The sequence below is a fragment of the Streptomyces sp. NPDC034037 genome (assembly GCF_055575715.1).
The window spans coordinates 309,407-336,160 of the sequence record NZ_JBVISC010000007.1 but is presented as its reverse complement, the minus strand read 5'-3'; the positions used below and the strand labels follow the sequence as shown (position 1 = coordinate 336,160).

General features: G+C 73.2%; 25 protein-coding genes and 5 tRNA genes. 9 read left to right on the top strand and 21 right to left on the bottom strand.

What is annotated here, in order from left to right:
• Positions 1 to 82: 82 nt before the first annotated feature.
• Positions 83 to 532, bottom strand: a complete 450-nt coding sequence (locus tag ACZ516_RS25545; RefSeq protein WP_469011748.1) for a hypothetical protein — start codon at positions 530 to 532, stop codon at positions 83 to 85.
• Positions 533 to 745: 213 nt separating this feature from the next.
• Between ACZ516_RS25545 and ACZ516_RS25540 the strand changes: the two genes are divergently transcribed.
• On the top strand, positions 746 to 1,276 hold the full coding sequence (locus ACZ516_RS25540; RefSeq protein WP_361078666.1) for a DsbA family protein: 531 nt from the start codon (positions 746 to 748) through the stop codon (positions 1,274 to 1,276).
• A 59-nt stretch (positions 1,277 to 1,335) separates the two neighbouring features.
• On the opposite strand, the gene ACZ516_RS25535 is transcribed toward ACZ516_RS25540, so the two are convergent.
• From ACZ516_RS25535 to ACZ516_RS25525, 3 genes are read right to left on the bottom strand one after another with little or no spacing between them, the layout of a single operon-like run.
• The gene (locus ACZ516_RS25535) at positions 1,336 to 2,160 is read right to left on the bottom strand and encodes a GNAT family N-acetyltransferase (protein ID WP_361078669.1); all 825 of its coding nucleotides are present in this window, start codon (positions 2,158 to 2,160) and stop codon (positions 1,336 to 1,338) included.
• Positions 2,161 to 2,186: 26 nt separating this feature from the next.
• The gene (locus ACZ516_RS25530) at positions 2,187 to 3,008 is read right to left on the bottom strand and encodes an aminotransferase class IV (protein ID WP_361078672.1); all 822 of its coding nucleotides are present in this window, start codon (positions 3,006 to 3,008) and stop codon (positions 2,187 to 2,189) included.
• A gap of 2 nt (positions 3,009 to 3,010) precedes the next feature.
• The gene (locus ACZ516_RS25525) at positions 3,011 to 4,030 is read right to left on the bottom strand and encodes a chorismate-binding protein (RefSeq protein ID WP_469011845.1); all 1,020 of its coding nucleotides are present in this window, start codon (positions 4,028 to 4,030) and stop codon (positions 3,011 to 3,013) included.
• 187 nt (positions 4,031 to 4,217) lie between these two features.
• Here ACZ516_RS25525 and ACZ516_RS25520 point away from each other — a divergent pair.
• The 5 genes from ACZ516_RS25520 (at position 4,218) to ACZ516_RS25500 (ending at position 4,704) form a co-directional block, all read left to right on the top strand.
• Positions 4,218 to 4,290: transfer RNA gene (locus ACZ516_RS25520), tRNA-Gly, on the top strand.
• Positions 4,291 to 4,330: 40 nt separating this feature from the next.
• Positions 4,331 to 4,404 (top strand) — tRNA-Cys (locus ACZ516_RS25515).
• A 1-nt stretch (position 4,405) separates the two neighbouring features.
• Positions 4,406 to 4,477, top strand: a tRNA-Val gene (locus ACZ516_RS25510).
• Positions 4,478 to 4,527: 50 nt separating this feature from the next.
• Positions 4,528 to 4,599, top strand: a tRNA-Val gene (locus ACZ516_RS25505).
• Between the two features lie 30 nt (positions 4,600 to 4,629).
• Positions 4,630 to 4,704 (top strand) — tRNA-Val (locus ACZ516_RS25500).
• 55 nt (positions 4,705 to 4,759) lie between these two features.
• Here ACZ516_RS25500 and ACZ516_RS25495 read toward each other — a convergent pair.
• The 4 genes from ACZ516_RS25495 to ACZ516_RS25480 all read right to left on the bottom strand — a co-directional run bounded on the left by ACZ516_RS25495 (position 4,760) and on the right by ACZ516_RS25480 (position 7,126).
• The gene (locus ACZ516_RS25495; RefSeq protein WP_361078675.1) at positions 4,760 to 5,050 is read right to left on the bottom strand and encodes a TFIIB-type zinc ribbon-containing protein; all 291 of its coding nucleotides are present in this window, start codon (positions 5,048 to 5,050) and stop codon (positions 4,760 to 4,762) included.
• Between the two features lie 119 nt (positions 5,051 to 5,169).
• The gene (locus ACZ516_RS25490) at positions 5,170 to 6,090 is read right to left on the bottom strand and encodes an aminoglycoside phosphotransferase family protein (protein ID WP_361078678.1); all 921 of its coding nucleotides are present in this window, start codon (positions 6,088 to 6,090) and stop codon (positions 5,170 to 5,172) included.
• 366 nt (positions 6,091 to 6,456) lie between these two features.
• A complete protein-coding gene (locus ACZ516_RS25485; RefSeq protein ID WP_358577948.1) occupies positions 6,457 to 6,660 on the bottom strand; it encodes a hypothetical protein in 204 nt (67 codons plus the stop codon).
• Positions 6,661 to 6,859: 199 nt separating this feature from the next.
• Positions 6,860 to 7,126 carry a hypothetical protein gene (locus tag ACZ516_RS25480; RefSeq protein WP_469011747.1) on the bottom strand — a complete coding sequence of 89 codons (267 nt, stop codon included), beginning with the start codon at positions 7,124 to 7,126 and terminating at the stop codon, positions 6,860 to 6,862.
• Between the two features lie 196 nt (positions 7,127 to 7,322).
• On the opposite strand from ACZ516_RS25480, the gene ACZ516_RS25475 reads away from it, so the two are divergent.
• The gene (locus ACZ516_RS25475; RefSeq protein WP_358912633.1) at positions 7,323 to 8,693 is read left to right on the top strand and encodes a serine/threonine-protein kinase; all 1,371 of its coding nucleotides are present in this window, start codon (positions 7,323 to 7,325) and stop codon (positions 8,691 to 8,693) included.
• 268 nt (positions 8,694 to 8,961) lie between these two features.
• Here the strand turns inward: ACZ516_RS25475 and ACZ516_RS25470 are convergent, their stop codons facing one another.
• The 10 genes from ACZ516_RS25470 to ACZ516_RS25425 form a co-directional block, all read right to left on the bottom strand.
• Positions 8,962 to 9,780 (bottom strand): TrmH family RNA methyltransferase, encoded by an 819-nt coding sequence (locus ACZ516_RS25470; RefSeq protein ID WP_358700669.1) that lies wholly within the window; start codon positions 9,778 to 9,780, stop codon positions 8,962 to 8,964.
• Positions 9,781 to 9,878: 98 nt separating this feature from the next.
• Complete coding sequence (cobA, locus tag ACZ516_RS25465; RefSeq protein WP_358577941.1) at positions 9,879 to 11,111, bottom strand: uroporphyrinogen-III C-methyltransferase; 1,233 nt, start codon at positions 11,109 to 11,111, stop codon at positions 9,879 to 9,881.
• A 184-nt stretch (positions 11,112 to 11,295) separates the two neighbouring features.
• A complete protein-coding gene (gene cobT, locus ACZ516_RS25460; RefSeq protein ID WP_469011746.1) occupies positions 11,296 to 15,879 on the bottom strand; it encodes a nicotinate-nucleotide--dimethylbenzimidazole phosphoribosyltransferase in 4,584 nt (1,527 codons plus the stop codon).
• A gap of 357 nt (positions 15,880 to 16,236) precedes the next feature.
• Positions 16,237 to 17,457 carry a precorrin-6y C5,15-methyltransferase (decarboxylating) subunit CbiE gene (gene cbiE, locus ACZ516_RS25455; protein WP_361078686.1) on the bottom strand — a complete coding sequence of 407 codons (1,221 nt, stop codon included), beginning with the start codon at positions 17,455 to 17,457 and terminating at the stop codon, positions 16,237 to 16,239.
• 154 nt (positions 17,458 to 17,611) lie between these two features.
• Positions 17,612 to 18,253 (bottom strand): GNAT family N-acetyltransferase, encoded by a 642-nt coding sequence (locus ACZ516_RS25450; protein WP_358912546.1) that lies wholly within the window; start codon positions 18,251 to 18,253, stop codon positions 17,612 to 17,614.
• 133 nt (positions 18,254 to 18,386) lie between these two features.
• Entirely contained in the window at positions 18,387 to 19,223 is an 837-nt protein-coding gene (locus ACZ516_RS25445) for a MetQ/NlpA family ABC transporter substrate-binding protein (protein WP_361078689.1), read from the bottom strand.
• 2 nt (positions 19,224 to 19,225) lie between these two features.
• A complete protein-coding gene (locus tag ACZ516_RS25440) occupies positions 19,226 to 20,059 on the bottom strand; it encodes a MetQ/NlpA family ABC transporter substrate-binding protein (RefSeq protein WP_469011745.1) in 834 nt (277 codons plus the stop codon).
• 72 nt (positions 20,060 to 20,131) lie between these two features.
• Positions 20,132 to 20,995, bottom strand: coding sequence for a methionine ABC transporter permease (locus ACZ516_RS25435; RefSeq protein ID WP_361078692.1), 864 nt, complete (start codon positions 20,993 to 20,995; stop codon positions 20,132 to 20,134).
• Positions 20,992 to 22,050, bottom strand: a complete 1,059-nt coding sequence (locus ACZ516_RS25430) for a methionine ABC transporter ATP-binding protein (RefSeq protein ID WP_358577927.1) — start codon at positions 22,048 to 22,050, stop codon at positions 20,992 to 20,994. The genes ACZ516_RS25435 and ACZ516_RS25430 overlap by 4 nt, the downstream gene beginning before the upstream one ends.
• 406 nt (positions 22,051 to 22,456) lie before the next feature.
• Entirely contained in the window at positions 22,457 to 23,104 is a 648-nt protein-coding gene (locus ACZ516_RS25425; RefSeq protein WP_469011744.1) for an HAD-IA family hydrolase, read from the bottom strand.
• Between the two features lie 71 nt (positions 23,105 to 23,175).
• On the opposite strand from ACZ516_RS25425, the gene ACZ516_RS25420 reads away from it, so the two are divergent.
• Together ACZ516_RS25420 and ACZ516_RS25415 are read left to right on the top strand one after the other, a co-directional pair.
• On the top strand, positions 23,176 to 23,535 hold the full coding sequence (locus tag ACZ516_RS25420; protein WP_358698360.1) for a hypothetical protein: 360 nt from the start codon (positions 23,176 to 23,178) through the stop codon (positions 23,533 to 23,535).
• 1 nt (position 23,536) lies between these two features.
• The gene (locus ACZ516_RS25415) at positions 23,537 to 23,968 is read left to right on the top strand and encodes a hypothetical protein (RefSeq protein ID WP_361078700.1); all 432 of its coding nucleotides are present in this window, start codon (positions 23,537 to 23,539) and stop codon (positions 23,966 to 23,968) included.
• 45 nt (positions 23,969 to 24,013) lie between these two features.
• Here ACZ516_RS25415 and ACZ516_RS25410 read toward each other — a convergent pair whose 3' ends face one another.
• From ACZ516_RS25410 to ACZ516_RS25400, 3 genes are all read right to left on the bottom strand, one after another.
• Positions 24,014 to 24,517, bottom strand: a complete 504-nt coding sequence (locus ACZ516_RS25410) for a GNAT family N-acetyltransferase (RefSeq protein WP_358577917.1) — start codon at positions 24,515 to 24,517, stop codon at positions 24,014 to 24,016.
• A gap of 37 nt (positions 24,518 to 24,554) precedes the next feature.
• On the bottom strand, positions 24,555 to 25,082 hold the full coding sequence (locus tag ACZ516_RS25405; RefSeq protein WP_361078703.1) for a sigma-70 family RNA polymerase sigma factor: 528 nt from the start codon (positions 25,080 to 25,082) through the stop codon (positions 24,555 to 24,557).
• Between the two features lie 112 nt (positions 25,083 to 25,194).
• On the bottom strand, positions 25,195 to 26,373 hold the full coding sequence (locus ACZ516_RS25400) for a glycerophosphodiester phosphodiesterase (protein WP_469011743.1): 1,179 nt from the start codon (positions 26,371 to 26,373) through the stop codon (positions 25,195 to 25,197).
• Positions 26,374 to 26,754: the final 381 nt, after the last annotated feature.

The following is a 26,754-nucleotide window of genomic DNA, read 5'->3' as shown; positions in this document are numbered from 1 at the left end:
GGCGTGCGCGGCAAGGACTACGCGGTGGGCCCACGCCCCCGAGCGCCGCGCCGGCCCCCGATGAGCCGGTGGCCGAAAGCCCTCATATGCCGTGCTTCTTAAGGATCGCCTCGATGTCGCTGAAGTCCTCAGCGGGCGCGGCGGCCTTCGGCCTGGCGGCGGGCTTCGCGGCGGGCGGGCGGGCGCCGCCCTGGCCGAGCGAGGGCGCCGACGCGGCGGGGGCCACCGCCTCGCGCCGGGCGGCCTTCGCGGCCTTGCGCTCCTCGCGGGTGCCGCCCCTGCGGCGCTCCACCGCGCGCGTCCCCAGGAACATCAGCCAGGCCGCGCCGAGCACCCCGAAGCCGACCCACGCCTTGAGGCTGAACGCGGTGTCCGCCGCCCACCCGACGACGCCGGTCAGCATGAGTCCTATGGGCACCAGGGAGTACGCGGCGAGACGGGCGGCGGCGAGGAAGCGCCTGCGGTAGACCGTGACCGCGGCGATGCCGAGCCCGGCCGCGGAGACGGCGGAACAGACGGTCTCGGCAATCATCCGGTCCTCCAGGAATACGGGCGTCGGCCGCAAGGCCCTGTCCTCCCCTCCATCCTGCACCGAGCGGGGGCCGCGGAGCCACGCCCGGCGGCGGACCTCAGGGACATATCCGGGTCATCCCGGAGTCCCGGCTCCTCCCCAGGTGCCGGTCGGCGTCCTGGTCGCCTCCGGTCCCGGTTGGGAGGCCGCCCCGGGGGCTGGAAGACTGTGCCCATGAGCGACTCCCCTGCCCACCACCCCGCCCGCCCCGTCGTCGTCGACGTCTGGTGCGAGCTCCAGTGCCCCGACTGCCGTACCGCCCTGGACGACGTGCGCGCCCTGCGCGCCCGCTACGGCGACCGCGTCGAGCTGCGCCTGCGCCACTTCCCCCTGGAGAAGCACAAGCACTCCTTCGCCGCCGCCCAGGCCGCGGAGGAGGCCTTCGAGCAGGGCAAGGGCTGGCCGTACGTCGAGGCGGTGCTCGCCGGGGTCGAGGATCTCGACCGCAGGGGCGAGCCCTTCCTCGTGGACACCGCCCGGGAACTGGGCCTGGACGCGGAGGAGTTCGACACCGCCCTGGTCGACGGCCGGCACATCCTGATCGTCGACGCCGACCAGGCCGAGGGCAAGGCCATCGGCGTCACCGGCACGCCGACGTACGTCATCGGCGGCGAGCGCCTGGACGGCGGCAAGAGCCAAGAGGGCCTGCGCCAGCGCGTCGAGGAGATCGCCGACCGCCTCCTGGCGGCTGCCGAAGGCGCCTGACCACGAGGCGGCTCGCCACGAGACGGTCCGGCCGTGAGGCGGTCCGGCCGTGAAGCGGTCTAGAGCAGCGGCTTGTAGAGGCAATACGTGATCGGCTCGTAGCCGAGGGAGTCGTACAGGCGCAGGGCCGGGGCGTTGCCCGCGAAGACGTTGAGGGCGATGCGGTCGCGGCCCGCCGCTCGGGTCTGCGCCTCGGCGAGGAGCATCAGGGAACGGCCGTGCCCGCGCCCCCGGTGGGGCTCGTCCACCTCGACGTCGAAGACGAACGCGTCGTCGTCGCCGATCCTGAGCCACAGGTGACCGACCGTGGCGGCGTCCCGCGTGAGCACGCTCAGCAGGACGCCGGGGGTGGCGAGCCCCTGCGGCAGGCCCTTGGCGTGGTCGGCCTCGGACTTGGCGTGGGCCTGGGCCTCGGGCACACCGCGCTTGATCCAGGACTGCGCGTACTGCCGCTTGGCCCGCGCCAGCCACACCTCGTACTCGTCCTGGGTCATCGGCCGCCCCGTGACGCCCGGCGGCAGCGCGGCGGGCTCGGCCGGCACCGGCTTGGCCATGCGACGGTTGCGCTCCACGTAGCCGAGCGCCCGCACGAGGCGCAGCGCCTCGGCCGCCTCCGCGGGCACGTCGACCTCGACGCGCTCGCAGCCCCAGCCCCGCGCGACCTCCTCCGCGGCGAGCGCGGCCACGGTGCCGCGCCCGCGGCGGCGGTCCGGCCCGGCGATCCGCAGGTCGCGCACGCGGCACACGGCCGGGCCGAAGACCTCGTCGGTGGCGAGCGCGACGGAGCCGACGGGGCGGCTGTTCACACAGACGTCGTACGTGCGCGCCCTGCCGCCCTCGGCGCTGCGCTGAAGCGGCCCGCTGGGCCGCAGAGTGGTGGTCATCCCACAGGTTCTACCCGCCCCGCGGCTCAGGGATCCAGATCGGCGGCGGCCCGCTCGTCGAACGTCCGCATCGCCTTGGTGGTCACCGGGCCCGGGGCGGCGGTCAGCTGGCGCCCGTCGATGCGGTGGACACCCTGGACGTCGCGCAGGGTCGAGGTCAGGAAGACCTCGTCGGCGCGCTCCAGGACGTCCATCGGCAGGTCGCTCTCGCGGGCGCCCGTCCATTCGACGGCCAGGGCGCGGGTGATGCCCGCGAGGCAGCCGGAGGCGAGCGGCGGGGTGAGGATCTCGCCGTCGAGCACGACGAAGACGTTGGAGCCGGTGCCTTCGCAGAGCTGCCCGACGGTGTTCGGGAACAGCGCCTCCGAGGCGTTTTTCTCGTGGGCGCGGGCGAGGGCGACGACGTTCTCCGCGTACGAGGTGGTCTTCAGGCCGGTCAGGGCGCCGCGTTCGTTGCGGGTCCAGGGGACCGTGATCACGGCGGTGGCGTCGGGGCGGCGCACGGCCTCACCGAGGGCCACGATCAGGGTGGTGCCCTGGTCGCCGCGGTCCGAGCCGAGCGGCGACAGGCCTCCGGTGTAGGTGATCCGCAGGCGTCCCAGAGGCAGCGGGTTGGCCTCCAGGACGGCGACGCAGGCGCGGCGCGCCTCGTCGAGGTCGGGTTCCGGCAGCCCGAGGCCCCGCGCGGAGCCGGCGAGCCGGTCCAGGTGGCGGGTGAGGGCGAAGGGCCTGCCCTCGACGGACTTGACCGTCTCGAAGACGCCGTCGCCCACCGTGAGGCCGTGGTCGAGCACGGAGACCCGCGCGGAGTCGATGTCCCGCAGCCCGCCGTTGAGCCATATCTTCACGTTCAGGTTCCTCCGCTCGCTTCGTACGCCCCCGACGCTACCGCCAGCAGCCGCGCGGCCTTCAGCTCGGTCTCCCGCCACTCCCCCTCGGGGTCCGAACCCCAGGTGATGCCCGCTCCCGTGCCGAAGCGCAGCATTCCCTCGGCCCGGTCGATCCAGAAGGTCCGGATGCCGACGGCCAGCTCTCCGGTGCCCCGGTCGGCGTCCACCCACCCGATGCCGCCGCAGTACGGGCCCCGGGGGGCCGTCTCCAGTTCCTCGATGATCCGCAGGGCGCTGGACTTGGGGGCGCCGGTGACGGAGCCGGGCGGGAAGGTCGCCGCGAACAGTTCCGGCCAGCCGGCGTCCGGGCGCAGCTCGCCGTGGACGGTGGAGACGAGGTGGACGAGGCCGGGGTGCTTCTCCACCGCGCAGAGGTCGGGGACCGTCACCGAGCCGGTCGCGCAGACGCGCCCCAGGTCGTTGCGGACGAGGTCCACGATCATCACGTTCTCGGCGTAGTCCTTGTCCAGGAGGTCCGCCTCCGTGCGCCCGGTGCCCTTGATGGGGCCGGACTCCACGACGCGGCTCCGGCGGCGCAGGTAGAGCTCCGGGGAGGCGGTGGCCGTCTCCACGCCGTGCGCGGGCAGGCGAATCGTTCCTGCGTAGGGAGCGGGGTTCCCGCGCGCGAGGAGGGCCGTCAGGGCGTCCACGTCGGCGTCGGGCGGGAGTGGCGCGGACAGAATGCGGCAGAGGTTCGCCTGATAGACCTCGCCCTTCGCGATGTACGCGCGCACCCTTCGTACGCCCTCCGTGTACGCGGCGCGGTCGAGGGAGGACGTCCAGTCGCCGCTCGCGGGCCCCTGCCACCTCCCCGGCACGGGAGCGGGCACGGCCTCTTCGCGTACGTCGTCGAAGCGGGCGCAGACCAGACCTCCCTCGAAATCCGCGGACACCGCCCAGAAGCCGGCGGAGTCCAGGGCCGAAGGGTCGCTGGTCACGTCGCGCAGGCCGGTGGCCACGAGGCCGCCGAACCGCGCCATGGGAGGGAGCGCCGATGAGGACGTCGGAGGGGGGTTGTGCACGGCTGCGAGTCTATGACCGGCGTCCTGGCGGCGCCCCGGACCGGCGACAGCGCAGCACGCTGCGCAAACGCGTTTTTGTACTGGCCCAGGAATCCGCTAGAGTTCAACACGTCGCCGGGACGCGCAAGCGGGCCGGGAAAGACAAGCGGACGTAGCTCAGTTGGTAGAGCGCAACCTTGCCAAGGTTGAGGTCGCCAGTTCGAACCTGGTCGTCCGCTCGCAGGAACGTGGGGGATCTTCCCGAGACCCCGCACTCCTGGTGGAGTGGCCGAGAGGCGAGGCAACGGCCTGCAAAGCCGTCTACACGGGTTCAAATCCCGTCTCCACCTCCAAGGACGATTAGCTCAGCGGGAGAGCGCTTCCCTGACACGGAAGAGGTCACTGGTTCAATCCCAGTATCGTCCACTGATCTTCACGGAGACCGTCTCGACGGTGTGCTCCCGAAGGTCGAACCCGCGCGATTAGCTCAGCGGGAGAGCGCTTCCCTGACACGGAAGAGGTCACTGGTTCAATCCCAGTATCGCGCACGCAGTACGCAGCACACGCAGGACAAGCCCGCGCGATTAGCTCAGCGGGAGAGCGCTTCCCTGACACGGAAGAGGTCACTGGTTCAATCCCAGTATCGCGCACCACCCCCGAAGCCCCCGGCCGTCTCCACGGCCGGGGGCTTCGTCGTTCCGGGGCTTCTCAGGAGGAGAAGAGCATGTGCCCGAAGCTCTGGTGGCGCTTGCCGTGCCCGTAGTGACCGCTGTGGCCGCCGTGCGGGGCGCCCCAGGCGGGGGCCGGCGCGGCCGGGTAGGCCTGCGGGGGCGCGGGCGGCGGCGGGGCCTGCTGGCCGCCCCACTGGGCCTCCAGGCGGGTCAGGGACTCCAGCTCGCCGTAGTCCAGGAAGATGCCGCGACAGCCGCTGCACTGCTCGATCTGGACGCCATTGCGGTTGTACGTGTGCATCGGTGCGTGACACTTGGGGCACTGCATGGACGGCTCAACTCCTCGCCGGTGGTGACTGCTTCGCCGGATCTCTGCCCGGCTTCGGTGCGTCGCACCCTACTTCGTCGCCTCCCGGGCCAACTCGGGCGGGCGGGCGGACCCTCGGCTCAGGCCGGGGCCATCCGGCCGCAGGCGTCGATCACGGCCTGCTCGACCTCGTCCAGGGGGCGGTCGGCGGCGGCCGCCTTGGCGATCGCGAGGGCGGCCGTCTGCACCGTGAGCGCGCGGGCCGGGACGTCGAGGGCCGGCCAGGGGTCGGCGCCGCCGGCCGGCACGGCCGGGCCGCCGGCCGCGCGGTAGGCGTCCAGGAAGCGGGCCCACTCCTGCGGGGCGAGCAGTCCGCACGCGTACCAGGCGGCGGGACGGGCCAGGTCCCAGGCGGGGTCGCCCGCGCCGAGATCGTCCACGTCGATCAGCAGCCAGGTGCCGTCCGGGGTGCGCACGAGCTGGCCGAGGTGGAGGTCGCCGTGGCACAGGCGCGGCGGGCCCGGGGCGGCGCCCTCGTCGCGCGCCCAGGCCGGCAGGGCCCGCCAGGCCCGCAGGACCGGGGGCGCGGCGCGATGCGGACCGGCCGCGCGGAGACGCCCGACGGCGCGGGCCGCCTTGGCCGGGCCCCGCATGGCGGGCAGCGGACCCGGGAGGGCCGCCGGGTCGGTGCGGTGCAACCTCGCCAGGAGAGTGGCGGCGGCCTCCCAAGGGGCCGCGTCCGGGTCGTCGCGGTCCACGGGGGTGCCGTGGGGCCAGCAGGTGACCAGGCGGCCGTGCAGCGCGGTGGGGACGGCGGACAGGGGCGGCAGCAGGACGTCCGGGAGTCGCTCGGCCACGGCGAGGCGTACCGCCAGGTCTGCCGGTTCCGTCTCCTCGGCGTGGGCCTTCGCGACGATGCCGCCGTGGCGCACGACGGTGGCGTCAGGACGGTCCGCGAGAACGGCACCGACGCCTTCGCCCGCACCGCAGCGGCAGTGGCCCGCACGCGGGTGAGCGACGCGACGGGCCGTGGCGGCCAGCGCGGGGAGGAGGGTGGTCACGGGTCCCCCGGGGGTACGTGGGCGGGCTTACCGGCCGAAGCGTACGCAGTCCGGGGCGGGGGCCTCCTGCGGGGGCAGGCGGGGGCGAGCGCATCCGGCGCTCCGTTGTTGTGGTCAGGCCTACGCCCGAACGGGCGGGCCGCCGGACTCGCTGGACGGACGGGTCCCGGCGACTGGCGGGGACGCCGTGGGGGCGGGCCGGGCGGTTACTCGGAGCGGCTCGTCCGAGGGGCTCGTGGGCGTGGTGATGCCCGCGCAGCTCCCCAGCTGCGCGGGCATCTGTGCCGTCCGCCGCACCCCCGTCCCCACGGGGTTTCCTGGCCGGATGTCCCCGCCCGGACCGCTCTTCCGGGCCCGGGGCGCCGCTCAGCGCCCCAGCATCACGCCTACGGACGACGCTTGTGTGACCACTGCTTCCCAGCCGCCGAAGACGACCACGAGCAGGGCTGCCAGCGGGAGGACCATGGCCGTCGCCACCAGCGGGTGGCGCGTGCCGGACGGGCGGGTGCCGAACGCGGAGAACCTGCGCCCCTGCGTGCGGAGCATGGTCCGCGGTGCCGTGTCCGCCATGGTTCCTCTCCTGACCGTTTCCGATGTGGATCTGGCAGCGGCGAGTGGCTGACCTCGGGGGACGAGTGCTGCACTCGCCGCTTGACCTCAAATTTAGGTGGGTGGACACCCCCTGGCGTCATGCCCTCGTACCGATTGGTCGGCCTCCCGGAGGATGAGCGGCCCCCGCGCATGTACTCCCCTGGGTGGAGACGGAGACCTAGGTCTCAGGGTCTTCCCGGAGGGAGCGGGCCGATGTCTCGGAGTCGTCCGCCCTGGGGACGGGCTGCTCGACCAGGGCCAGGACCCGGGTCGCCATGAACCTGGCCGTACGCACCACCGAGCCGGTACGGGTGACTTCGCTCACTTCCACCACTCCTCTGCGCACCGCCGTCTCCACCCGTCGGCCCGCCCGGCTCGCCACCACCTCGTACGTCTTCGTCGTGTCCCCCGCGTCCACGACTATCTCCACGCGGTCACCCTTCACGGGATCAATCCCCCTTCGGCGCTGGATGGTTGGAGTCGGGGCCGGCGCCAACGGCCGCGTGTCCCCCGCTCCCTGACCACTCTTCGATTTTCCCACCCGGCACTGACAATCGATCGCCTCGCGAGGGCGCGGCCTCTGCACGTGCCCGCCCGTGGAAACGTAAGCTGTGGCTCGTCAGACGGACCGGGTAGCGGGGATGGACATGGCGATGATGCGGCTCCGGCGCGAGGACCCGCGTGTCGTCGGCTCGTTCAGGCTGCACAGGCGCCTGGGCGCCGGCGGCATGGGTGTCGTCTATCTGGGCTCCGACCGGCGGGGCCAGCGCGTCGCGTTGAAGGTGATCCGGCCGGACCTGGCGGAGGATCAGGAGTTCCGGTCGCGGTTCGCCCGCGAGGTCTCCGCCGCCCGGCGCATCCGCGGCGGCTGCACGGCGCGGCTCGTCGCCGCCGACCTCGACGCGGACCGGCCGTGGTTCGCCACGCAGTACGTCCCCGGGCCCTCGCTGCACGACAAGGTCGCCGCCGAGGGGCCGCTCGCCGCGGCCGACGTGGCCGTGGTCGGCTCGGCCCTCGCCGAGGGGCTCGTCGCCGTGCACGAGGCGGGTGTCGTCCACCGCGACCTGAAGCCGTCGAACATCCTGCTGTCCCCCAAGGGGCCCCGGATCATCGACTTCGGCATCGCGTGGGCCACCGGCGCCTCGACGCTCACGCACGTGGGGACGGCCGTGGGCTCGCCCGGTTTCCTCGCCCCCGAGCAGGTACGGGGCGCCGCCGTCACACCCGCCACCGACGTCTTCGCGCTCGGCGCGACCCTCGCGTACGCGGGCATGGCCGACTCACCCTTCGGGCAGGGCAGTTCCGAGGTCATGCTGTACCGGGTGGTGCACGAGGAGGCGCAGCTGCACGGCGTGCCGGATTCCCTGGCGCCGCTGATCCGCGCCTGCCTCGCCAAGGACCCCGAGGAGCGGCCGAGCACGCTGCAACTGTCGCTGCGCCTCAAGGAGATCGCCGCGCGAGAGGCACAGGGCCTCGGCGACGTACGGCCCCCGGCGCCGCGTCAGGACCACGACCGGCCGACGGGACGCCTCGCCGAGAGCTACGCCGAACAGCGCACCCAGCGGCGGCCCGCCCCCGGCGGCACTCCCCCGCCGCGACCCGCCGCGCCCCGGCCGGGCACCTCGCGGACCGGTTCCTCACGTACTGGTTCCTCACGTACTGGTTCCTCACGGACCGGTGCGTCCAGGCCCGGCGTCTCGCGGACCGGGTCCCGGCCGTCGGCCGCGCGGAACGCGCCGCGTTCCGGCGCCAGGCCCGCCCCGCGCAGCGGCACCGGCAGGCAGGGGCCGCGCACCAGCGGGTCGGGGCGCAGGATGATGCCCGCCAATCCGCGGCTGCTGCGCCAACGGCTGTTCGTGTTCGTGGTCGTCACCCTGCTGGTGGCGTTGGGCATCGCGGCGGCGCAGGGCTGCCAGGGTCCCGCGCGGAGCCTCGGCGACGTGGACGTGCCGCAGCGGGGGACGACGTCCCAGAGCGGCCCGGCCGAGCCGGGGCAGACGCCCGGCACCTGACGGGGGCCGCAGGAGTTACGGGCGTCCGGTAAGGGATGCGGACGCCCCGTCAGGGATATGGGCGCCCCGTCAGAGGTGCGAGCGTCCCGTCAGGGATGCGGACACCCCGTCAGGGGCACGGGCGTCCCGTCAGAGGTGCGGGCGTCCGGTAAGGGATGCGGACGCCCCGTCAGGGCTGCGGACACCCCGTCAGAGGCACGGATGCCCGACGGGGGCACGGATGCCCGGTCGGAGGCACGGGCGCCCCGTCAGAGGTGCGGGCGTCCCATCAGAGGTGCGGGCGTCCCGTCGCCACCGCGTAGAAGGCGACCGCCGCCGCCGCGCCCACGTTCAGCGAGTCCACGCCGTGGGCCATCGGGATGCGGACCCACTCGTCGGCCGCGACCAGGGCCTGGGTGGAGAGGCCGTCGCCCTCCGCGCCGAGCATCAGCGCGACGCGGTCCATGCGATGCGGGGCCACCTCGTCCAGGGACTTCGCCTTCTCGTCCGGGGTCAGGGCGAGCAGGCTGAAACCGGCCTCGCGCACGCCCTCCAGGCCCTTGGGCCAGGACTCCAGACGGGCGTACGGCACCGAGAAGACCGCGCCCATCGACACCTTCACCGAGCGGCGGTAGAGGGGGTCCGCGCAGTCCGGCGAGAGCAGCACCGCGTCCATGCCGAGGGCGGCCGCCGACCGGAAGATCGCACCGATGTTCGTGTGATCGTTCACCGCCTCCATGACGACCACCCGGCGGTGGGTCGCGAGGAGTTCGTCGGCCGTGGGCAGCGGCTTGCGCTGCATCGAGGCCAGGGCGCCGCGGTGCACGTGGTAGCCGGTGACCCGTTCGGCGAGGTCCGGGCTGACCGCGTACACGGGTGCCGGGAGTTCGTCGATGACGTCCCGCATGACGTCGACCCACTTGGCCGACAGCAGCATCGAGCGCATCTCGTAGCCGGCGTCCTTGGCCCGTCTGATGACCTTCTCGCCCTCGGCGATGAACAGGCCCTCGGCCGGTTCGCGCCTGCGGCGCAGCTCGACGTCGGTCAGGCCCGTGTAGTCGCGCAGGCGGGGGTCGTCGGGGTCGTCGACGGTGATGAGATCAGCCACAGGGTGATACTGCCTTGTCGTGGGTGGGGTGCCAACGGCCGGGAGCGTGTTCCGTTACCGCTGGTTACTCGGATGGCGGGCCAGGGCCCCCGGCCTGTCTAGGCCAGGGCTTGCGGGCCGACCCGGACGACGTCCCCGATGACGATGACCGCGGGGGGCCGCACCTCGTGGGTGCGGACCGCCTCGGCGACCGTGCCGAGCGTGGCGTCCACGCGGCGCTGGGCGGCCGTGGTGCCCTCCTGGATCAGCGCCAGCGGGGTGTCCGCCGTACGGCCGTGGGCGATGAGGGCCTCGGCGATCTTGCCGATCTTGTCGACGCCCATCAGGATCACGAGCGTGCCGCGCAGCCTGGCCAGGGCGGGCCAGTCGACCAGGGAGCGCTCGTCGTCGGGCGCCACGTGGCCGCTGACCACCGTGAACTCGTGGGCGACGCCCCGGTGGGTGACCGGGATGCCCGCGGCGGAGGGGACCGAGATCGAGCTGGAGATGCCCGGCACGACCGTGCAGGCGATGCCCGCCTCGGCGAGGGCCTGCGCCTCCTCCATGCCCCGCCCGAACACGTAGGGGTCGCCGCCCTTGAGCCGGACGACGGCCTTGCCCTGCTTGGCGTGCTCGATCAGGGCGTTGTTGATGGCCTCCTGGGCCATGAAGCGCCCGTAGGGGATCTTCGCGGCGTCGATGACCTCGACGTGCGGCGGCAGTTCGTCCAGGAGGTCGCGCGGGCCGAGCCGGTCGGCGATGACGACGTCCGCCGCCGCGAGCAGCCGGCGGCCGCGCACGGTGATCAGGTCGGGGTCGCCGGGGCCGCCGCCGACCAGGGCGACGCCCGGGGTCCGGGTGCGCAGGTGCGGGGCGACGAGGCTGCCGTCGCGCAGGCCCTCCACGACCGCGTCGCGGATGGCGGCGGTGCGGCGCGGGTCGCGGTCCTGCACGTCGCTGCTGAGCACGGCGACGGTGACGCCCTCGGAGCGGCCGGTGGCCGGGGTCCAGGCGGTGGCCGCCTCGGCGTCGTCGGACCGTACGCACCAGACGCGGTGCGCCTCCGCCTCCGCCGACGCGCGGGTGTTGGCGTCGGCGTCGCTGGTGGCGATCAGGGCGTACCAGGCGCCTTGGAGGTCGCCGTCCTCGTAGCGCCGCCGGGTCCAGGTGATCTCGCCCGCGTCGGCCATCGCCTCCACCGAGGGGGTCGCCGAGGGGGATACGAGGAGGACGTCGGCGCCTGCCTTGATCAGGGCGGGCAGCCGGCGCTGGGCGACCTGGCCGCCGCCGAGGACGACGACGCGGCGGCCTTCGAGGCGGAGGCCTACGGGGTAGGCGGGGTGTTCGGCCATGGCTGTGCGGCTCCTCGTACGGGCGGAGTCTTGAGGGGTGCGGGCCGCTGCGGCGGTGGAGCGGCTGCGTTGACGTGCGGGTTCAGTATGGCGGGGGCGGGGTCGGGGTTCTCCCCCGAGCCCCGCCCCGCCGCGGCTGCGACACCGTGCGGCTCCGCCGCGTGGGGTGCTCGCCCCGGCTCGGCTACTTCTCGGTGACGCCCGCCGAGTCGAACGTGGCCACCTCGTGCATCGCGCGGGCGGCGCTCTGGACGATCGGCAGGGCGAGCAGCGCGCCCGTGCCCTCGCCGAGACGCAGGTCCAGGTCGACCAGCGGGCGCAGGCCCAGCTTGTTGAGGGCCGCGACATGGCCGGGCTCGGCGCTGCGGTGGCCGGCGATGCAGGCCGCGAGGACCTCGGGGGCGATGGCGCGGGCGACCAGGGCGGCCGCGCCGGCGCTCACGCCGTCCAGGATCACCGGCGTACGCAGGGACGCGCCGCCCAGGAGGAGGCCCACCATGGCGGCGTGCTCCAGGCCGCCGACCGCCGCGAGGACGCCGATCGGGTCGGCCGGGTCGGGCTGGTGCAGCTCCAGGGCGCGCCGGACCACCTCGACCTTGCGGGCGTGCATCTCGTCGTTGATGCCGGTGCCCCGGCCGGTGACCTCGGCGGGGTCCACCTCGGTGTAGACGGAGATCAGCGCCGCGGACGCGGTGGTGTTCGCAATGCCCATCTCGCCGGTGAGGAGCGCCTTGTTGCCCGCGGCCACGAGGTCGCGGGCCGTCTCGACGCCGACCTCGATGGCCGCCTTGACCTCTTCGCGGGTCAGGGCGGGCCCGGTCGTCATGTCGGCGGTGCCCGCGCGGACCTTGCGGGGCAGCAGGCCCGGCGTGGCCGGCAGTTCGCTCGCCACGCCCACGTCGATGACGCAGACCTCGGCGCCCACCTGGTTGGCGAAGGCGTTGCAGACCGCGCCGCCGCCGAGGAAGTTGGCGACCATCTGCGCGGTCACCTCCTGCGGCCAGGCGGTGACGCCCTGGGCGTGCACGCCGTGGTCGCCCGCGAAGATCGCGACGGCCGCGGGCTCCGGGATCGGCGGCGGGCACATCCGGGACAGCCCGGAGAGCTGGGCGGAGATGATCTCCAGCATGCCGAGGGCGCCCGGCGGCTTGGTCATCCGCTTCTGGCGTTCCCACGCCTCGCCGAGCGCCTTGGCGTCCAGCGGGCGGATGTTGGTGACGGTCTCCGCCAGCAGGTCGTGCGGGTCCTCGCCGGGCAGCGCGCGGCGGCCGTACGTCTCCTCGTGGACGACCCAGGACAGCGGGCGCCGCTTGGACCAGCCGGCCTGCATCAGCTCGGGCTCGTCCGGGAACTCGTCGACGTATCCCACGCAGAGGTAGGCGACGACTTCGAGGTGCTCGGGCAGGCCGAGGGCACGGACCATCTCGCGCTCGTCGAAGAAGCTGACCCAGCCGACGCCGAGGCCCTCGGCGCGGGCGGCGAGCCAGAGGTTCTCGACGGCGAGCGCCGAGGAGTAGGGGGCCATCTGCGGCTGGGTGTGCCGGCCGAGGGTGTGGCGGCCGCCGCGGGTGGGGTCGGCGGTGACGACGATGTTCACCGGGGTGTCGAGGATGGCCTCGATCTTCAGTTCCTTGAACTGCTTCGCGCGGCCCTTGGGCAGGGACTTGGCGTACGCGTCGCGCTGGCGCTGGGCCAGTTCGTGCATGGTGCGCCGGGTCTCGGCGGACTTGATGACCACGAAGTCCCAGGGCTGGGAGTGGCCGACGGACGGTGCCGTGTGGGCCGCTTCCAGGACGCGCAGCAGCACCTCGTGCGGGATGGGGTCGCGGCGGAAGCCGTTGCGGATGTCGCGGCGCTCGCGCATGACGCGCAGCACGGCCTCGCGCTCGGCGTCGGCGTAGCCCGGCGCCGCGGTGCCCGGGGAGGTCAGGGGCGCGGCCGCCTCCGCGGGGTCCTCTTCGATGATGAGGAGGCCCGGGGCTTCGGCGACGGCCGGTGCCGGTGCCTGCGCCTGGGCCTGGGCCGCCTCCGGGGCGTCGTCGGCCGCGAGGAGCTCGGGGCCTTCCGCCGTCTCGGGCGCTTGCGGCGCTGCGGTCGCGGGTGCTTGCGGTGCTTCGGGCGCGGGTGCTTCGGTCATCGCGGGTGCTTCGGCCACTTCGGCCATCTCAGGTGCTTCGGCCACTTCGGTCACTTCGTTCGCTTCGATCGGTTCGAACGAGATGACTTCGTCGGCCTCGTCCAACTCGTCGGCCGGGTCGGCCGTTCCGGGGGCGGCCGGGAACTCGGCCGGGGCCACCACCGGAGGTACAGGGGAATCCACGGACGGCGCGGCCTCGGCGGCCTGCCCGGCGTCCACCGCCATGGGCTCGGCGCCGTCGCGCGGGGCGGGCATGGGGACGGCGGGGACGGCGCCTTCGGGCTCCGTGGGCTCGGCCGGGGCGCCGGTGGGCTGCTGGCCGGCGAACTGCTCGGCCTCCGGGTCGTCCTGCGGGATGACCAGGGGGCGCGGCGGCGTCGGCGCGAGGTGCGGGGTGGTCGGGACGGAGCCCTCGACCGGCACGAACCGGCCGATGGGCAGGGGCTCGGGGGCCTCGCCCTGCTCGTCGGTGAGCGGCGCGTACTCCGGCGCGTCGGCGCCCTGCGGGCTCTGCTGTTCGGGGTGGGGCCGGCCGGGTGCGGCGTGTCGGGCCTCGGCCGGGAGCACGCCGTTCGGCGCGTGGCCCTGGGCGGCGACGGCCGCGGCGTACGCGCCCTGGGCGGTGCCGGGGGCGAAATCGGCCTGCCCCGCCTGCGCGCTGCCCCAGGGCTGGGCGGAGGCGACGGCGAACGCGGGCTGGTTCACGGCGGCGGGCATCGCCTCGGCGAACACCGGCTGCTCTTGGTCCACCGCAGGTGCCTGCGCGGGGAGAGCGCCGGGTACGGCGTCGGGCCCGGCAGCGAGGTCGGCGCTGAAGTCGGCGCCGGTCTGCGCGTCGGGACCGGGCTGGTTCACGGCGGTGGACACCGCCTCGGCGAACACCGGCTGGCCCTGGTCCACCCCGGCGGCCTGCTCGGGGAAAGCGCCGGGCACGACGTCGGGCCCGGCAGTGACGTCGGCGCTGAAGTCGGCGCCGGTCTGTGCGTCGGGTCCGGCCTGGGCGGCGACGGCGTCAGCCGCGTCCGGGAACGGGACGGCTTCCGGGGCGGGGGGAGCCACGGGTGCGGGGACGGTCGGATCGGCGCTCGCGGCGGCAGCCGGGTCCACGGTCGCGGCGGCAGCCGGGTCCACGGTCGCGGCGGCAGCCGGGTCCACGGTCGCGGCGGCGGCCTCAGCGGCCTCGGCCGCTTGTGCCGCTTCGACGGCCGCTTGTGCCGCCTCGACCGGCTGTGCCACCTCGGTGGCCGGGGCCGTCTCGACCGCCTGAGCCGCCTCGGTCGCTGAGGTCGTCTCGACCGCCTGCGCAGTTTCGGCCGTCTCGACCGGCTGGTCGATCTCGGCCGCCTGCGCCGTTTCGGCCGTCCCGACCGGCTGGTCGATCTCGGCCGCCTGGGTCGTCTCGACCGGCTGAACCGGCGCCTGCACCGTCTCCGCTGCCTGGGCCGTCTCGGCAGTGTGCGCCGTCTGGTCCGCGTACGCCTCGGCTGCGGGCGGCGCGATGGGCGCGGCGGGAGCGTCTTCCGGCACCTCCTGGACCGGAGGGGCGGCTTCCGCGACCTGCGGCGCCTGGGGGGCCTGCGGCGCTTCCGGACCCTGCAAGGGCGCGACGGCCTCAGGCATGTCGTGGGCTACGGGCATCTGGGCAGCCTGCGGCGCCTCGGAGCCCTGCGGTGCCTCTGGAGCCTGGGCGGTCACCACAGGCTGGGGCATGTCCATAGTCACGGACGCCTGGGGGGCCTGCGGTGCGTCCGGAGTCTGCGGGGCTTGGGCCATCTCCTGGGCCGGCAGGGCCTCGTGGGCTTGCGGCGCCTCAACCGCCTCAACCGCCCCGGCGATCTCGGTCACCCCGGCCGCCACCGGCTGCGGTGCGGCCGTGACGTCGGTGGCCTCAGTGGCCCCTGACACCGCTGGGACGACCGTTTCTGCTGAGGCGGCGTACGGCTCGTGCTGGGCCTCGGGCAGCTGCTCCGGCTCCGGCGCGGGCGCCTGCTCGGCGGTCTGCGGGGCGCCGCCCTGCGAGGGGATCTCGCCGAGCCGCGGTCCGGACGTGGCCGCGTCGTCGCGCGGGGCGTCCAGGTACTCGGGCCCGGCGGCCGGCGGCGCCGCGTGCCGCGCCGGCACGGCCTGCTGCGCGGTGGTCGCCCCGGCGGGGCCCCGGTCGGCGAGCGTCCGCACCGGGCTGCCCGAGCTGTCGGGCACCGCGGGGCCCGAGGGACCGTGGTGCAGCGGACGTCGCGAAGAGCCGGCGTGGGACGCGGCGGACACGGCGCCGGGCATGCGGACGCCGTTCAGGTCGACCGAGCCGCTGTCCCGGCCCGCGGTCTCGTGCGGGCCCGGCTGATGAGCGGCCTGCGCGGCCTGGGCCTGGGCGGCGGCCTGGGCCTGGGCGGCCTGCGCCGCGTAGGCCTGCGCCTGCGCCTCGCTCCACGCCCCCTGGGCACCCGGCATCAGCAGCAGATCGTCGTCGTCGGCGGGGTTCTCGGAGGGGTCGGCGGGGTCCACGAAGGTATACGCATCCGGAGCGGGAACGCCCGGCTGCCGCGCCCCCATGCCCTGCACGGGGCCGGAAGGGACACCGTTGCCTGCGCCCTCCGGCAGCCCCTCACCCGGGATCTGGCCGGTGTCGGTCATGCGTAACCCCTCGCCCATCGGTTAGTGCTTCTTCGACCGCCCCGCGGCCTTCGGCCGGGGAGGCCCCATCGACCGGAGCGGCGCACCAACCGCCCGTCTTCCTCAACGAGCGTGCGCGCCGGGCGGCACGAACCGCGTACCGGACAACCAGCATTGTCCCGGTCGGCCCGCCCCCATGGCAGCTTGATCGGCCACGGTCCGCTGTGGACTGCGCCACGTTGCGCGTCCTCCGGTCCCGCCGTACCACACCGGCCCCCCGGAACGGGTGGACTTTCCGGACCTTGACCAATGAATTGCCGGGCACCCGGGTGCGGTACAACGATCGGCCAGCCTACCCCGCACCCCGCCGCGGCAGGGTCACGGGGAACGGTCCGGCAACCTCCCGGACAGCAGGAATGCCACTGTCCGCTTCTCTTCCCGCCAGCTGCGGGTGTCCATCTCGACGGACTGGAGGAGGGCGCATTCGACGACGTACCCGTGCTCGGACAGGTCCCGGCCGATGAGCTCCGCCGCGTCGCGGGTCGCCGCGTGCGTCACGATGCGCTCGGGACGGCGGTCGGCCACCGCGGAGACCACCGCCGCTCCCCCGCCCCCCACGCGTACGACATCGGGTTCGGGCAGGTCTTCGAGGATGTGCGGCGCGACGCCGTGGACGGTCTGCGCCTGGACCCCGAAGCGGCGTACCGCGGCGGTGGTGCGGCCCAGGGCGTCGGCGTCGCGGTCGACGGCGATCACGGCGGCGCCGAAGCGGGCCGCCTCCGCGGTGAAGGCGCCGCTGCCGCAGCCGATGTCCCAGACGAGGTCGCCGGCGCGCGGTCCGAGGCGGGCGAGCTGGGCGGCCCGCAGCCGGTCGTTCTCCCCCTCGCCCAGCCAGATGTCGCCGCCGTACTCCGCGGCGGGCAGCGCCCAGCCGCGCGGCGAGAGCGACGGTTCGCGCCCGGCGATCCAGCCGGTGTCGGAGGAGGGGACGGTGCCGGAGCCGCCGACGACGATGACGACGTTCGGGTCGCGCCAGGTGTGGTCGGCCGCCTTGTCGGAGGTGACGACGGTGACCCGCTCGCGGTCGGTGCCCAGCTCCTCGCAGATGACGAAGGTGCGGTGGACGCCCTGGAGCAGCAGGCTCAGTTCGGCGGGGCCCGCGCCGGGCGAGGTGAGGACGGCGACCTTGGTGTGGGCGCGGCAGACGTTCACGGCGCGGCGCAGGGAGCGGCGGTGGGCCACCACGACCTCGGCGTCGTCCCAGGGCATGCCCGCGCGGGCGAAGGCCTGGGCGACCGAGGAGACGGCGGGCACCACTTCGACCTCCAGGCCGAATTCGGGGGCGCGCAGGGTGCGTACGACACCGAAGAAGCCGGGGTCGCCGTCGGCGAGGACCACGGCGGTGCCGCGGTGGGCGGCGATGCGGCGGGCGGCGAGGCTCACGCTGCCGAGGCGGATCCGTTCGGCCCGGGCGGGGATCTCGTCCAGCGCCAGGTGGTGGCCGGCGCCGGCGACGAGTGTGGCGGCGCGGAGCGCGGAGTGTGCCGCGTCGGTCAGTGGCGTTCCGTCCCAGCCGATCACCGTGACCCGGTCGGCCATCTTGGTCTGTCTCCTGGGTTCTCGCGGGTCTGCAGTGCGGGGCGGCGGTTGCCGGGGGGGGCGACCGCGCACGCGGCCAGGGGCGAGCGTACCTGGTGGGACTCGGGGATGCCGGGGAGCCGGGCGGGCGTGCCGGGCGGGGGGCGAGTCGGGTTCAGTTCCAGTCGGAGAAGGCGGAGAAGCCGCTCTCGGCGAAGCTGTCGGAGACGCCTTCGAGGTCTTCGGGGAGCAGGCTCCACACGATGAGGTCGGTGCGCAGCTCGATCCAGCCGCCGAAGGGGTCGCCGCCGTTCCTCGTCCGCGCTATCCAGGCGCCGCGCAGGACGCCCTCGCTGACGCAGCCGATCTTCTGGGCGACCTGCTGGGCCGCGGTGTTGTCGGCGGCGGTGCGCAGCTCGATGCGCTGGAACGCCTGGTCGTCGAAGAGCCAGTGGGCGGTGGCGAGCGCCGCCTCGGAGGCGTAGCCCTCGCCGCGGGCCCAGGGGGCGATGACGTAGCTCAGCTCGCCGGCGCGCACCCGCCAGTCGGTGTTGCGCAGGTGGACGAGGCCGACCAGGCGCTGGGTGAGGAACTCCGTGACGGCGAGGGCGATTCCGCGGCCCTCGTCGCGCTCGGCCGGGGCGAGGCGGGTGATCCAGTCGCGGGCGTGGGCCTCGGTGTAGGGCTGGGGCACGGAGGTCCAGGCGGTGACCATCTCGTCGTTCATCATCTCCGCGTACGCGGCGACGTCGGCGTCCTCGAACGGGCGCAGCACCAACCGCTCCGTGCTGAGGGAGATGTCGGGGAAGGTTGTCATGCGCCGCTCCGTAACCTGGAACCTCGGGCCTGCTGAAGTGCCCAGCATGCAGCATGCGGGCGTGCGGACGCACCACGGGGTCCGCTCCTTCCTCAGGAGGGGACCCCGGGTGCGGGCGGCAGCGGACTGTCCGTCAGTTCCCTTCGGCGGGCGTCCTGTCGACGGGCAGGACGGAGCCCTGGTACTTGTCCTCGATGAAGCGCCGCACCTCGGGCGAGGTGAGCAGTTTCGCCAGTTTGCGCACCCGCGGGTCGTCCTCGTCGCCCTTCTTGACGGCGAGGACGTTGTTGTACGGGTTGTGCTTCGGCGACTCCAGGAGGATGGCGTCCTTCTTGGGGCTGAGCCCGGCGTCGAGCGCGTAGTTGTTGTTGATGACGGCCGCGTCGACGTCGTCGAGGGAGCGGGGCAGCTGCGCCGGGTCGAGCGGCTTGACGGTGAGCTTCTTCGGGTTGGCGGTGATGTCCTCGGGCGTCGCGGTGGTGCCGACGCCCTTCTTGAGCCCGATGACGCCCTTGGTGGCGAGCAGTTGCAGCGCCCGGCCCTCGTTGGTCGTGTCGTTGGGGACGGCGACGGTCGCGCCCCGCCTCAGCTTCCCGATGTCCTCGGTCTTCTTGGCGTACACGCCCATGGGCGGCAGGTACACCTCGGTGACCGGCACCAGGTCCGTCTTCTTGGACGCGTTGAAGTCCTTCAGGTACGGGGTGTGCTGGTACAGGTTGGCGTCGAGCGAGCCTTCCTGGAGCGCGGTGTTCGGCGTGACGTAGTCCGTGAACTCCGTGATCTTCAGGTCGAGCCCCGCCTTCTTCGCGAGGTGCTCCTTGATGTACGTGAGGACTTCGCCGGCCGGGGTCGGGGTGGCCCCGACGACGAGCTGGTCGCCGCCGGACCCCTTGGCGCCCCCGCCGCACGCGGTGAGCCCGAGGCCGAGGGCCAGGGTGCCCGCCGCGGCGGCGATGACGGTCGTACGCATGATCAGAACGCCGCGACGACGGCGCCGTCGTACTTGTCGGCGATGAACTTCTTGACCTCGGGCGAGGTGAGGAGCTTGGCGAGCTTCTTGACGCGCGGGTCCTTCTCGTCGCCCTTCTTCACGGCGAGGAAGTTGCCGTACGGGTTGCCCTTGGCCTTCTCGGCGGCGAGGGCGTCCTTGGCGGGGCTGAGCTCGGCCTCCAGCGCGTAGTTGCCGTTGATCACCGCGGCGTCGACGTCGCTCAGGGAGCGGGGCAGCTGGGCGGCCTCCAGCTCCTTGAACTTCAGGTTCTTCGGGTTCTTCGCGACGTCCTTGGGGGTCGCGTCGTAGCCGACGCCCTTCTTCAGCTCGATGAGGCCGTTGTCCGCGAGGAGCTTGAGCGCGCGGGCCTCGTTGGTGGTGTCGTTCGGGACGGCGACGGTGGCGCCGTCCTTCAGGTCACCGAGCTTCTTGACGCCCTTGGAGTACACGCCGAGCGGCTCCAGGTGCACGGTGGCGCCCGGGACGGGCACGATGTCCGTGCCGTTCTTCTTGTTGAAGTCGTCCAGGTACGGCTTGTGCTGGAAGTAGTTCGCGAAGACCTCGCCCTGCTGGACGGCGGTGTTCGGCGTGACGTAGTCGGTGAACTCCTTCACCTCCAGGTCGAGGCCGGCCTTCTTGGCGAGGTTCTTCTGGACGTAGTCGAGGATCTGGCCCTGCGGCGTCGGGGTGGCGGCGACGACGAGCGCGCCGTCCTTGTCGCCCGCGGAGCCCTTCTCGGAGCCGCAGGCGCTCAGCCCGAGGGTGAGGGCTCCGGCGGCGAGGACAGCGGTGGTGATCTTGGCGGTGTTACGCACGAAAAGTGCCTTTCTCCAGGGGTGGTGCTGCCCCGCACGGGTGGGCGGGGCGGTCTGCGGGCCTGCGCCCGGTCAGCCGGTCTTGGTGACCTGGGTGGCCTGGCTGGTCTCGGTGGCCTTGGTGGTCTCCGTGACCGGGGTGGCCTTGGTGACCTGTGCGGCCGGGGTGGTGCCGGGGGCCTGCGTGGCCTCGGCGGTCTCGATGGCCGACTCGGCGGCGGTGGTGGCGGGCAGCGCCCCGCGCAGCGGCCGGAACAGCAGCAGCGGACCGGAGCCGCCGCCGCGCTTGTGCAGCCTGCGGGCCGCGTAGTCGCCCGCGAACTGGATGATCGAGATGACCACGGCGAGGATCGCCACGGTGATCCACATCAGCTCGGTCTCGAAGCGCTGGTAGCCGTAGCGCAGCGCGAGGTCGCCGAGGCCGCCGCCGCCGACCGTGCCCGCCATCGCGGAGTAGCCGATGAGCGCGACGATCGTGGTGGTGGCGCCGGAGATCAGCGAGGGCAGCGACTCCGGGACGAGGACCTTGCGTACGACGGTCCAGGTGGAGCCGCCCATCGACTGGACGGCCTCCACGAGCCCGCCGTCGACCTCGCGGATGGAGGTCTCCACCAGGCGCGCGAAGAACGGGATGGCGCCGACGGCGAGCGGTACGAGGGCCGCCTCACGGCCGATGGTGGTGCCGGTCATCCAGCGCGTGAAGCCCATCAGGGCGACCATCAGGATGATGAAGGGCATCGAGCGGGCGATGTTCACGACCTGCCCGATGACCTTGTTGAGCACGGCGTTCTGCAGAAGTGCCCCACGCTCGGTGAGGACGAGCAGGACACCGAGCGGCAGTCCGGCGACGACGGCTATCAGCGTCGACCAGCCGACCATGTAGAGCGTGTCCCAACACGCCTGCTCCAGCAGCGGCTGCATCTCCGACCAGGTCACTTGGCACCTTCCTTGACCAGCAGCTTCTCGTCCCGGGGCGCGGGTACGGGCCCCTCGCCCGCGATGTCGACCTGAAGGCCCTGCTCGCGCAGGAACCCGATCGGGACGACGTTCTCCTCGAAGCGGCCGGGCAGTTCGATGCGCATGCGGCCGACCTGCCGGCCCGCGACGGTGTCCATCGCGGCGCCCAGGATCGAGATGTCGATGTTGTACGTGCGTGACAGCTGGGAGATGACCGGCCGGGTCGCCGCGTCGCCGTGGAAGGTGACGTCGACGACGGTGCGGTCGTCGCCCGTGGCCTCGCCGCTGACGGGGAAGAGCGCGGCGGCCAGCTCGGAGCCGGGCGTCGCGAGCAGTTCGCTGACGGTGCCGGACTCGACGATCTGCCCGCGCTCCATGAGGGCGGCGGAGTCGCAGACGCTCTTGACGACGTCCATCTCGTGGGTGATGAGCAGGACGGTCAGACCGAGCTGCTGGTTGAGGTCGCGCAGCAGCTGGAGGATGGAGCGGGTGGTCTCCGGGTCGAGCGCGCTGGTCGCCTCGTCGGAGAGCAGCACCTTCGGGTCGCCGGCGAGGGCGCGCGCGATGCCGACGCGCTGCTTCTGGCCGCCGGAGAGCTGCGCCGGGTAGGACTTCGCCTTCTCGGCGAGGCCGACGAGGTCGAGCAGTGCGAGGGCCTTGCGGGAGCGCTCCTGGCCGGAGAGGCCGAGGATTTCCAGCGGCAGCTCGACGTTGTCCTGCACGGTCCGCGAGGAGAGCAGGTTGAAGTGCTGGAAGACCATGCCGATGCGGCTGCGGGCCCGGCGCAGCTCCCGGCCGGCGCGCGGGCCGCGGCCGGCGAGGGCGGTGAGGTCCTGGCCGGCGACGGTCACGGTGCCGGAGGTGGGGCGTTCCAGGAGGTTGACGCAGCGGATCAGCGAGGATTTGCCGGCGCCGGACTGGCCGATGACGCCGTACACCTCACCCTCGCGGACGTGCAGGTCGACTCCGTCGAGGGCGGTTACTTCACGACCGCGTGAGCGGTAGACCTTGGTGAGGCCGGAAGTGGTGATCACAGGGGATTCCGTCACTGTCGAGTGCGCGGCGCGGGTGTGGCCGGGCACGGGGCATTCGTTCGGAACGCGGCACGGTTCTCGCGGTGGCGATCGGAACCGGAGGACGTGTGCGCGGGGCTAGCTCGCTTCCTGCGTCGGTACGGCTTTCGTCGCGTACGTCGGGCAGGGGCGCGGCACAGCGGCTTCGCTTCGGGGCGCGAGGCTCTTCGGTGGTGCGGGGGCCCTCAGAAGGCGCACATTCGACACATACAACGAGCACCGGGCGTCGTGATCGCCTCGGTCGCAAGGGTGCGGCTGCTCGTCGTGGTCATGGGCCCAAGTAAAACACGCGTGAGCCCACCGTCCACCCCCGCTGTCCGAATAGCGGACAGTGGTGGGACGGGGGCGGGCGGGACGGGCGGGACGGTCAGCCGGCGACGGTGATCTCCACGGTGCCCGCCGTGGCCTGCGCGGACACGGCGGAGAGGTCCTTGGCCAGGAAGTCCGCGGACAGCTCGGCGGCGTCGTGGGTTGTGGCCAACGCCACGGTCGTCATGCCGGCGGCGCGGCCCGCGGCCAGTCCCGCCGGGGCGTCTTCGAACACCACGCAGCGCGCCGGGTCGACGCCGAGCTTGTCGGCCGCGAGCAGGAAGGGCTCCGGGTCGGGCTTGCCGCGCGTGATGTCGTCGGCGGCGATCAGCAGCGCGGGGCGGATGCCGACCTCGGCGAGCCGGGCCTCGGCCAGGACGCGGGTGGCGGAGGTGACCACGGCCCACTGGTCCATGGGGAGCGAGTCGAGCAGGGCGCGGGTGCCGGGCAGCAGGTGGACGCCGCCGGCCACGTCGGACACCTCCAGCTCCTCGATGCGGGCGACGGCCCCGGGGAGCTTCTCCGGGGGCAGCAGGTCGGCGGCTATCTCGGCGGCGGGGCGGCCGTGCAGCTCGACCCGGGCGAACTCCTCGGGGGTGATCCCGTACTCGTCGGCCCACCGCGTCCAGCAGCGGTGGACCGACTCCAGGGAGGAGATGAGGGTGCCGTCGTTGTCGAACAGGAGCGCTTCGGCCTGGATCTTCATGGCGTCCCAGCGTACGTGGGGCGCCGGGGGCACCCGCATCGGGTCAAAGGGCACGTAATAAAGTCACCGGCATGCTTGTTGCCCTGACGATCGCGACCGCCGTGGCCGCGCTCGCCCTCGCCGCCTGGTGCGGTTTCGCCGCGTACCGCGACCAGCCGACCAAGGACTGGCACTTCATCGGCATGGGCGTGGTGACGCTGCTCGCCCTGGTCCAGCTGATCGTCGGTGTCGTGCAGCTGGCGCGCGGCGAGGACCCGGAACAGGGCACGACGATCTTCGTGGCGTATCTGCTCGGCTCCTTCGCGTGCGTCCCCGCGGCGGGCTTCATGTCCCTCGCGGAGCGCACCCGCTGGGGCTCCCTGACGGTCGCCGCGGGCGGCGTGGTCCTCGCCGTGCTCCAGGTACGGCTCTACGACATCTGGGGCGGCTGAGATGACGGACACCGAAGAGGGCGTCAAGGACGAGCCCCGCCGGAAGCTGATCACGGGGCCGGGCATCCTGCTGCTGTGGCTGTACGGCGTGATGGTCGTCGGCGCGGTGTCGCGCTCGGCGGTCCAGATCTCGACGGACTTCGACAAGGCCCCGCTCGCCTACTCGCTGTCGGCGCTCGCGGGCCTCGTCTACGGCTTCATCACGTACTCGCTGGTGCGCGGCGGCGAGACGGCCCGCCGGGCGGCGCTGGTGTGCTGCGCCGCCGAGCTGGTGGGCGTACTGGCCGTCGGGACGTGGACACTGGCGGACCCCTCCGCCTTCCCGGACGCCACGGTCTGGTCGGACTTCGGGATGGGCTACCTGTTCATCCCGGTGATCCTGCCGGTGACGGCGATCTTCTGGCTGGTGAGGGCGCGGCGGACGGGACGCTGAGCGCCGCGCCCGCCGCCCGCGCGTACGCCGGGGCCGCTGGCTCGGTCAGGCGCTCGTCGCGTACGCCCGGGTGTCGGAGTCCTTGGTGAGGGTCACGACCGTGAGGCGGTCGTTGACCCGCTCGGTCTTCACGGGGGCGTAGCCGTGCTTGCGGTAGAGCTGGAGGTTCTGTTCGCTGCGGTGGCCGGTGAAGAGCTGGAAGCACTTGGTGGTGCTGTCCGCGCCGAGCCGGCGTTCGATCGCGAGCAGGAGGCGGCCGCCCAGGCCGTGCCGCTGCATCCTGGGGTGGACGATGAGCTTGCCGATCCGCGCCGTGCCGTCGGTGTCGGCCGTGCCGCGCACGGAGGCCACCACCTCGTCGCCGAGGCGGGCCACCAGGACGGTGCCCGTGGTCAGTTCGGCCTTGATGGAGTCGAGGGTCTGGGTCAGCGGCTCGATCGAGTAGTCGCCGTAGAGCTCGGCCTCGCTCTGGTAGCAGAGGTACTGCAGTTTGAGGATCTGCTCGGCGTCCGCTTCCGCCGCCTCCGAGATGGTCACGCTCATGCCCATGTGTGCATGCCTCCCGCTCACCTGCTCCACCGGTTGTCTAACGCTCCATTCCCCGCGGTTCAGGAGCTGCAACCTCCGCCGCCAGCATTCTGCGCAGGCATCCCAGGCATCGGGAACGTTCCGGCCCCAGACTGCCCTGTGACATTCCCAACTCCCCTGCGATTTCCCGGTAGGTGAGATCTTTGGGGGACAGCAGCGCGGCCATGATGCGGGGGCAGCGGCCGGGCAGTCTGCGGACCGCCGCGTACAGGCTGCGGCGTCGGTCGGCGCTCAGGGCGCGCTGTTCAGGGCCGTGCTCGAAGTCGTCGGCGGGCTCCTGCGCGTACGCCCTCTCGCGCCGGGCGGCGCTTCTGGAGCGGCGCGCCTCCGACCGGACGGCGCCGCGCACCCACCGCGCCGGGTCGGCGGGCGGGCCCTTCGACTCCAGGCGCTCCAACAGCCGCAGCCAGACGGCCTGTTCGAGGTCGCCGGGATCGTCGCCGTGGCCGAGTGCCTCCGCGGACGCCTCGGCGGCGAGCAGCGGGCCGAGGGCGGGGATCAGCGCGGGAATGAGGTCGTACGTCATGTCGGGCGGGACGCGGCCGCTCCGGTGCGAGGTTTCCGGAGCGGCCGTCACTCACCCCAACCGGGTGCGCTCGATCCGCCGTTGACGCCGTCCGCCCTTGGCGAGGTTCCGCTCAGTCCTTGGCGAAGTCGGCGGCGGCCAGCAGCGCGGTGTCCGCGTTGTCGGAGAAGATGCCGTCGATGCCGGTCTCGAAGTAGGCCTTGAACGCGCCGAAGGCGTCTCCGTACGCGGTCGGGTCCGTGCCCTTGCGGAAGTTCGTGGGCAGGAAGGTGTTCTCGTTGCGCATCGTGTACGGGTGCAGGATCAGGTCGGCGTCGTGCGCGTCGTCGACGAGCGTGGTCGGCGTGCCGAGGCTGCCGTCCGCCTTCTTGGGGATGATCAGGTCGAGCGTGGGGCCGATGCCCTGCGCGAACCGTGCCATCCACCGCAGGCCCTCGGGCTTGATCAGGTCGGCGACGGTGCGCGGGTCGCCGGCCTCGACGAAGTCCCAGGGGCGGCTGGTGGCGCCGGACAGGAGCACGACGCGCGGCGCGGAGACCAGCTCGGCCAGGCGCTGGATGCTGCTGGGCTCGAAGGACTGGAGGAAGTTCGGCGAGTTCTTCTTGTGGCGGCCGTACCGGCGCAGCAGCTTGGCCAGGGGCTCTTCGAGGCCGAGGCCCAGCTTGCGGAAGTACGTGGGGTGCTTGGTCTCGATGTGCAGCCAGACGGGCCTGCCGCGCCTGCGGCCCTCCTTCTCGGCCCACTCGAGGACCTCTTCGAGGGTGGGCACGTCCCAGCGGCCGTCGTAGAGGGTGTTGCGCTGGCGGGTGCCCGGGATGCGCTCCTTGGCGCGCAGCGTCTTCAGCTCGGCGAGCGTGAAGTCCTCGGTGAACCAGCCGGTGAGCGGGGTGCCGTCGACGGACTTGGTGGTCTTGCGGGACGCGAACTCGGGGTGCGCCGCGACATCCGTCGTCGCGGTGATGTCGTTCTCGTGACGGCATACGAGATGACCGTCCTTGGTGGGCACGACGTCCTGCTCGATGACGTGGGCGCCCATGTCCAGGGCCAGCTGGTACGAGCCGAGCGTGTGCTCGGGCCGGTAGCCGCTGGTCCCCCGGTGCGCGACGACGGTCGGCTTGGGCAGGCTCTCGTAGCCGCCGTGCCCGTGCCCGTGATCGTGCCGCTGGTCGGCTCTCGCCACGCCGGGCAGCCCGACCACGGCCGTGCCCGCGCCGGCGAGCGCCGCCCCCAGGACCGCTCGACGCCCCCGGCTCGTCCCCGGCTGCTGCTGACCCGACTCCTGCGTCGCCATTGGCGCTCCTCCCGATGTGCCTCCGCCTTGCACCTGACAAAGCGGGACTGATCGTAGGTGGCCGCGAGTGACGGGTGGGAGACCCTGGACGGAACGTGAGGGTGACGCGGCATGGCGAGTGTGCGTGGCGGCGGTGCGGGGCGGCCGCTGTGCGGTCGCTGGGCAGGTCGCTGTCCCGGTCGCTACGTGGAGCGAAGTGGGGGCGTGACAAGGACCACTACTTCGGGCCACACCCTCCTCGCGGCGCTACCGTCGTCACAAGGGCGACGGACCAGGGCAGGACCGCACGGAACCATGTCAACAGCGCGTATCGAGTGCGTGAACCCGATGTGCAAACGGCGGCGGCCCGCGAGTATCGTCCTCACCTGCGTTTACTCGTCG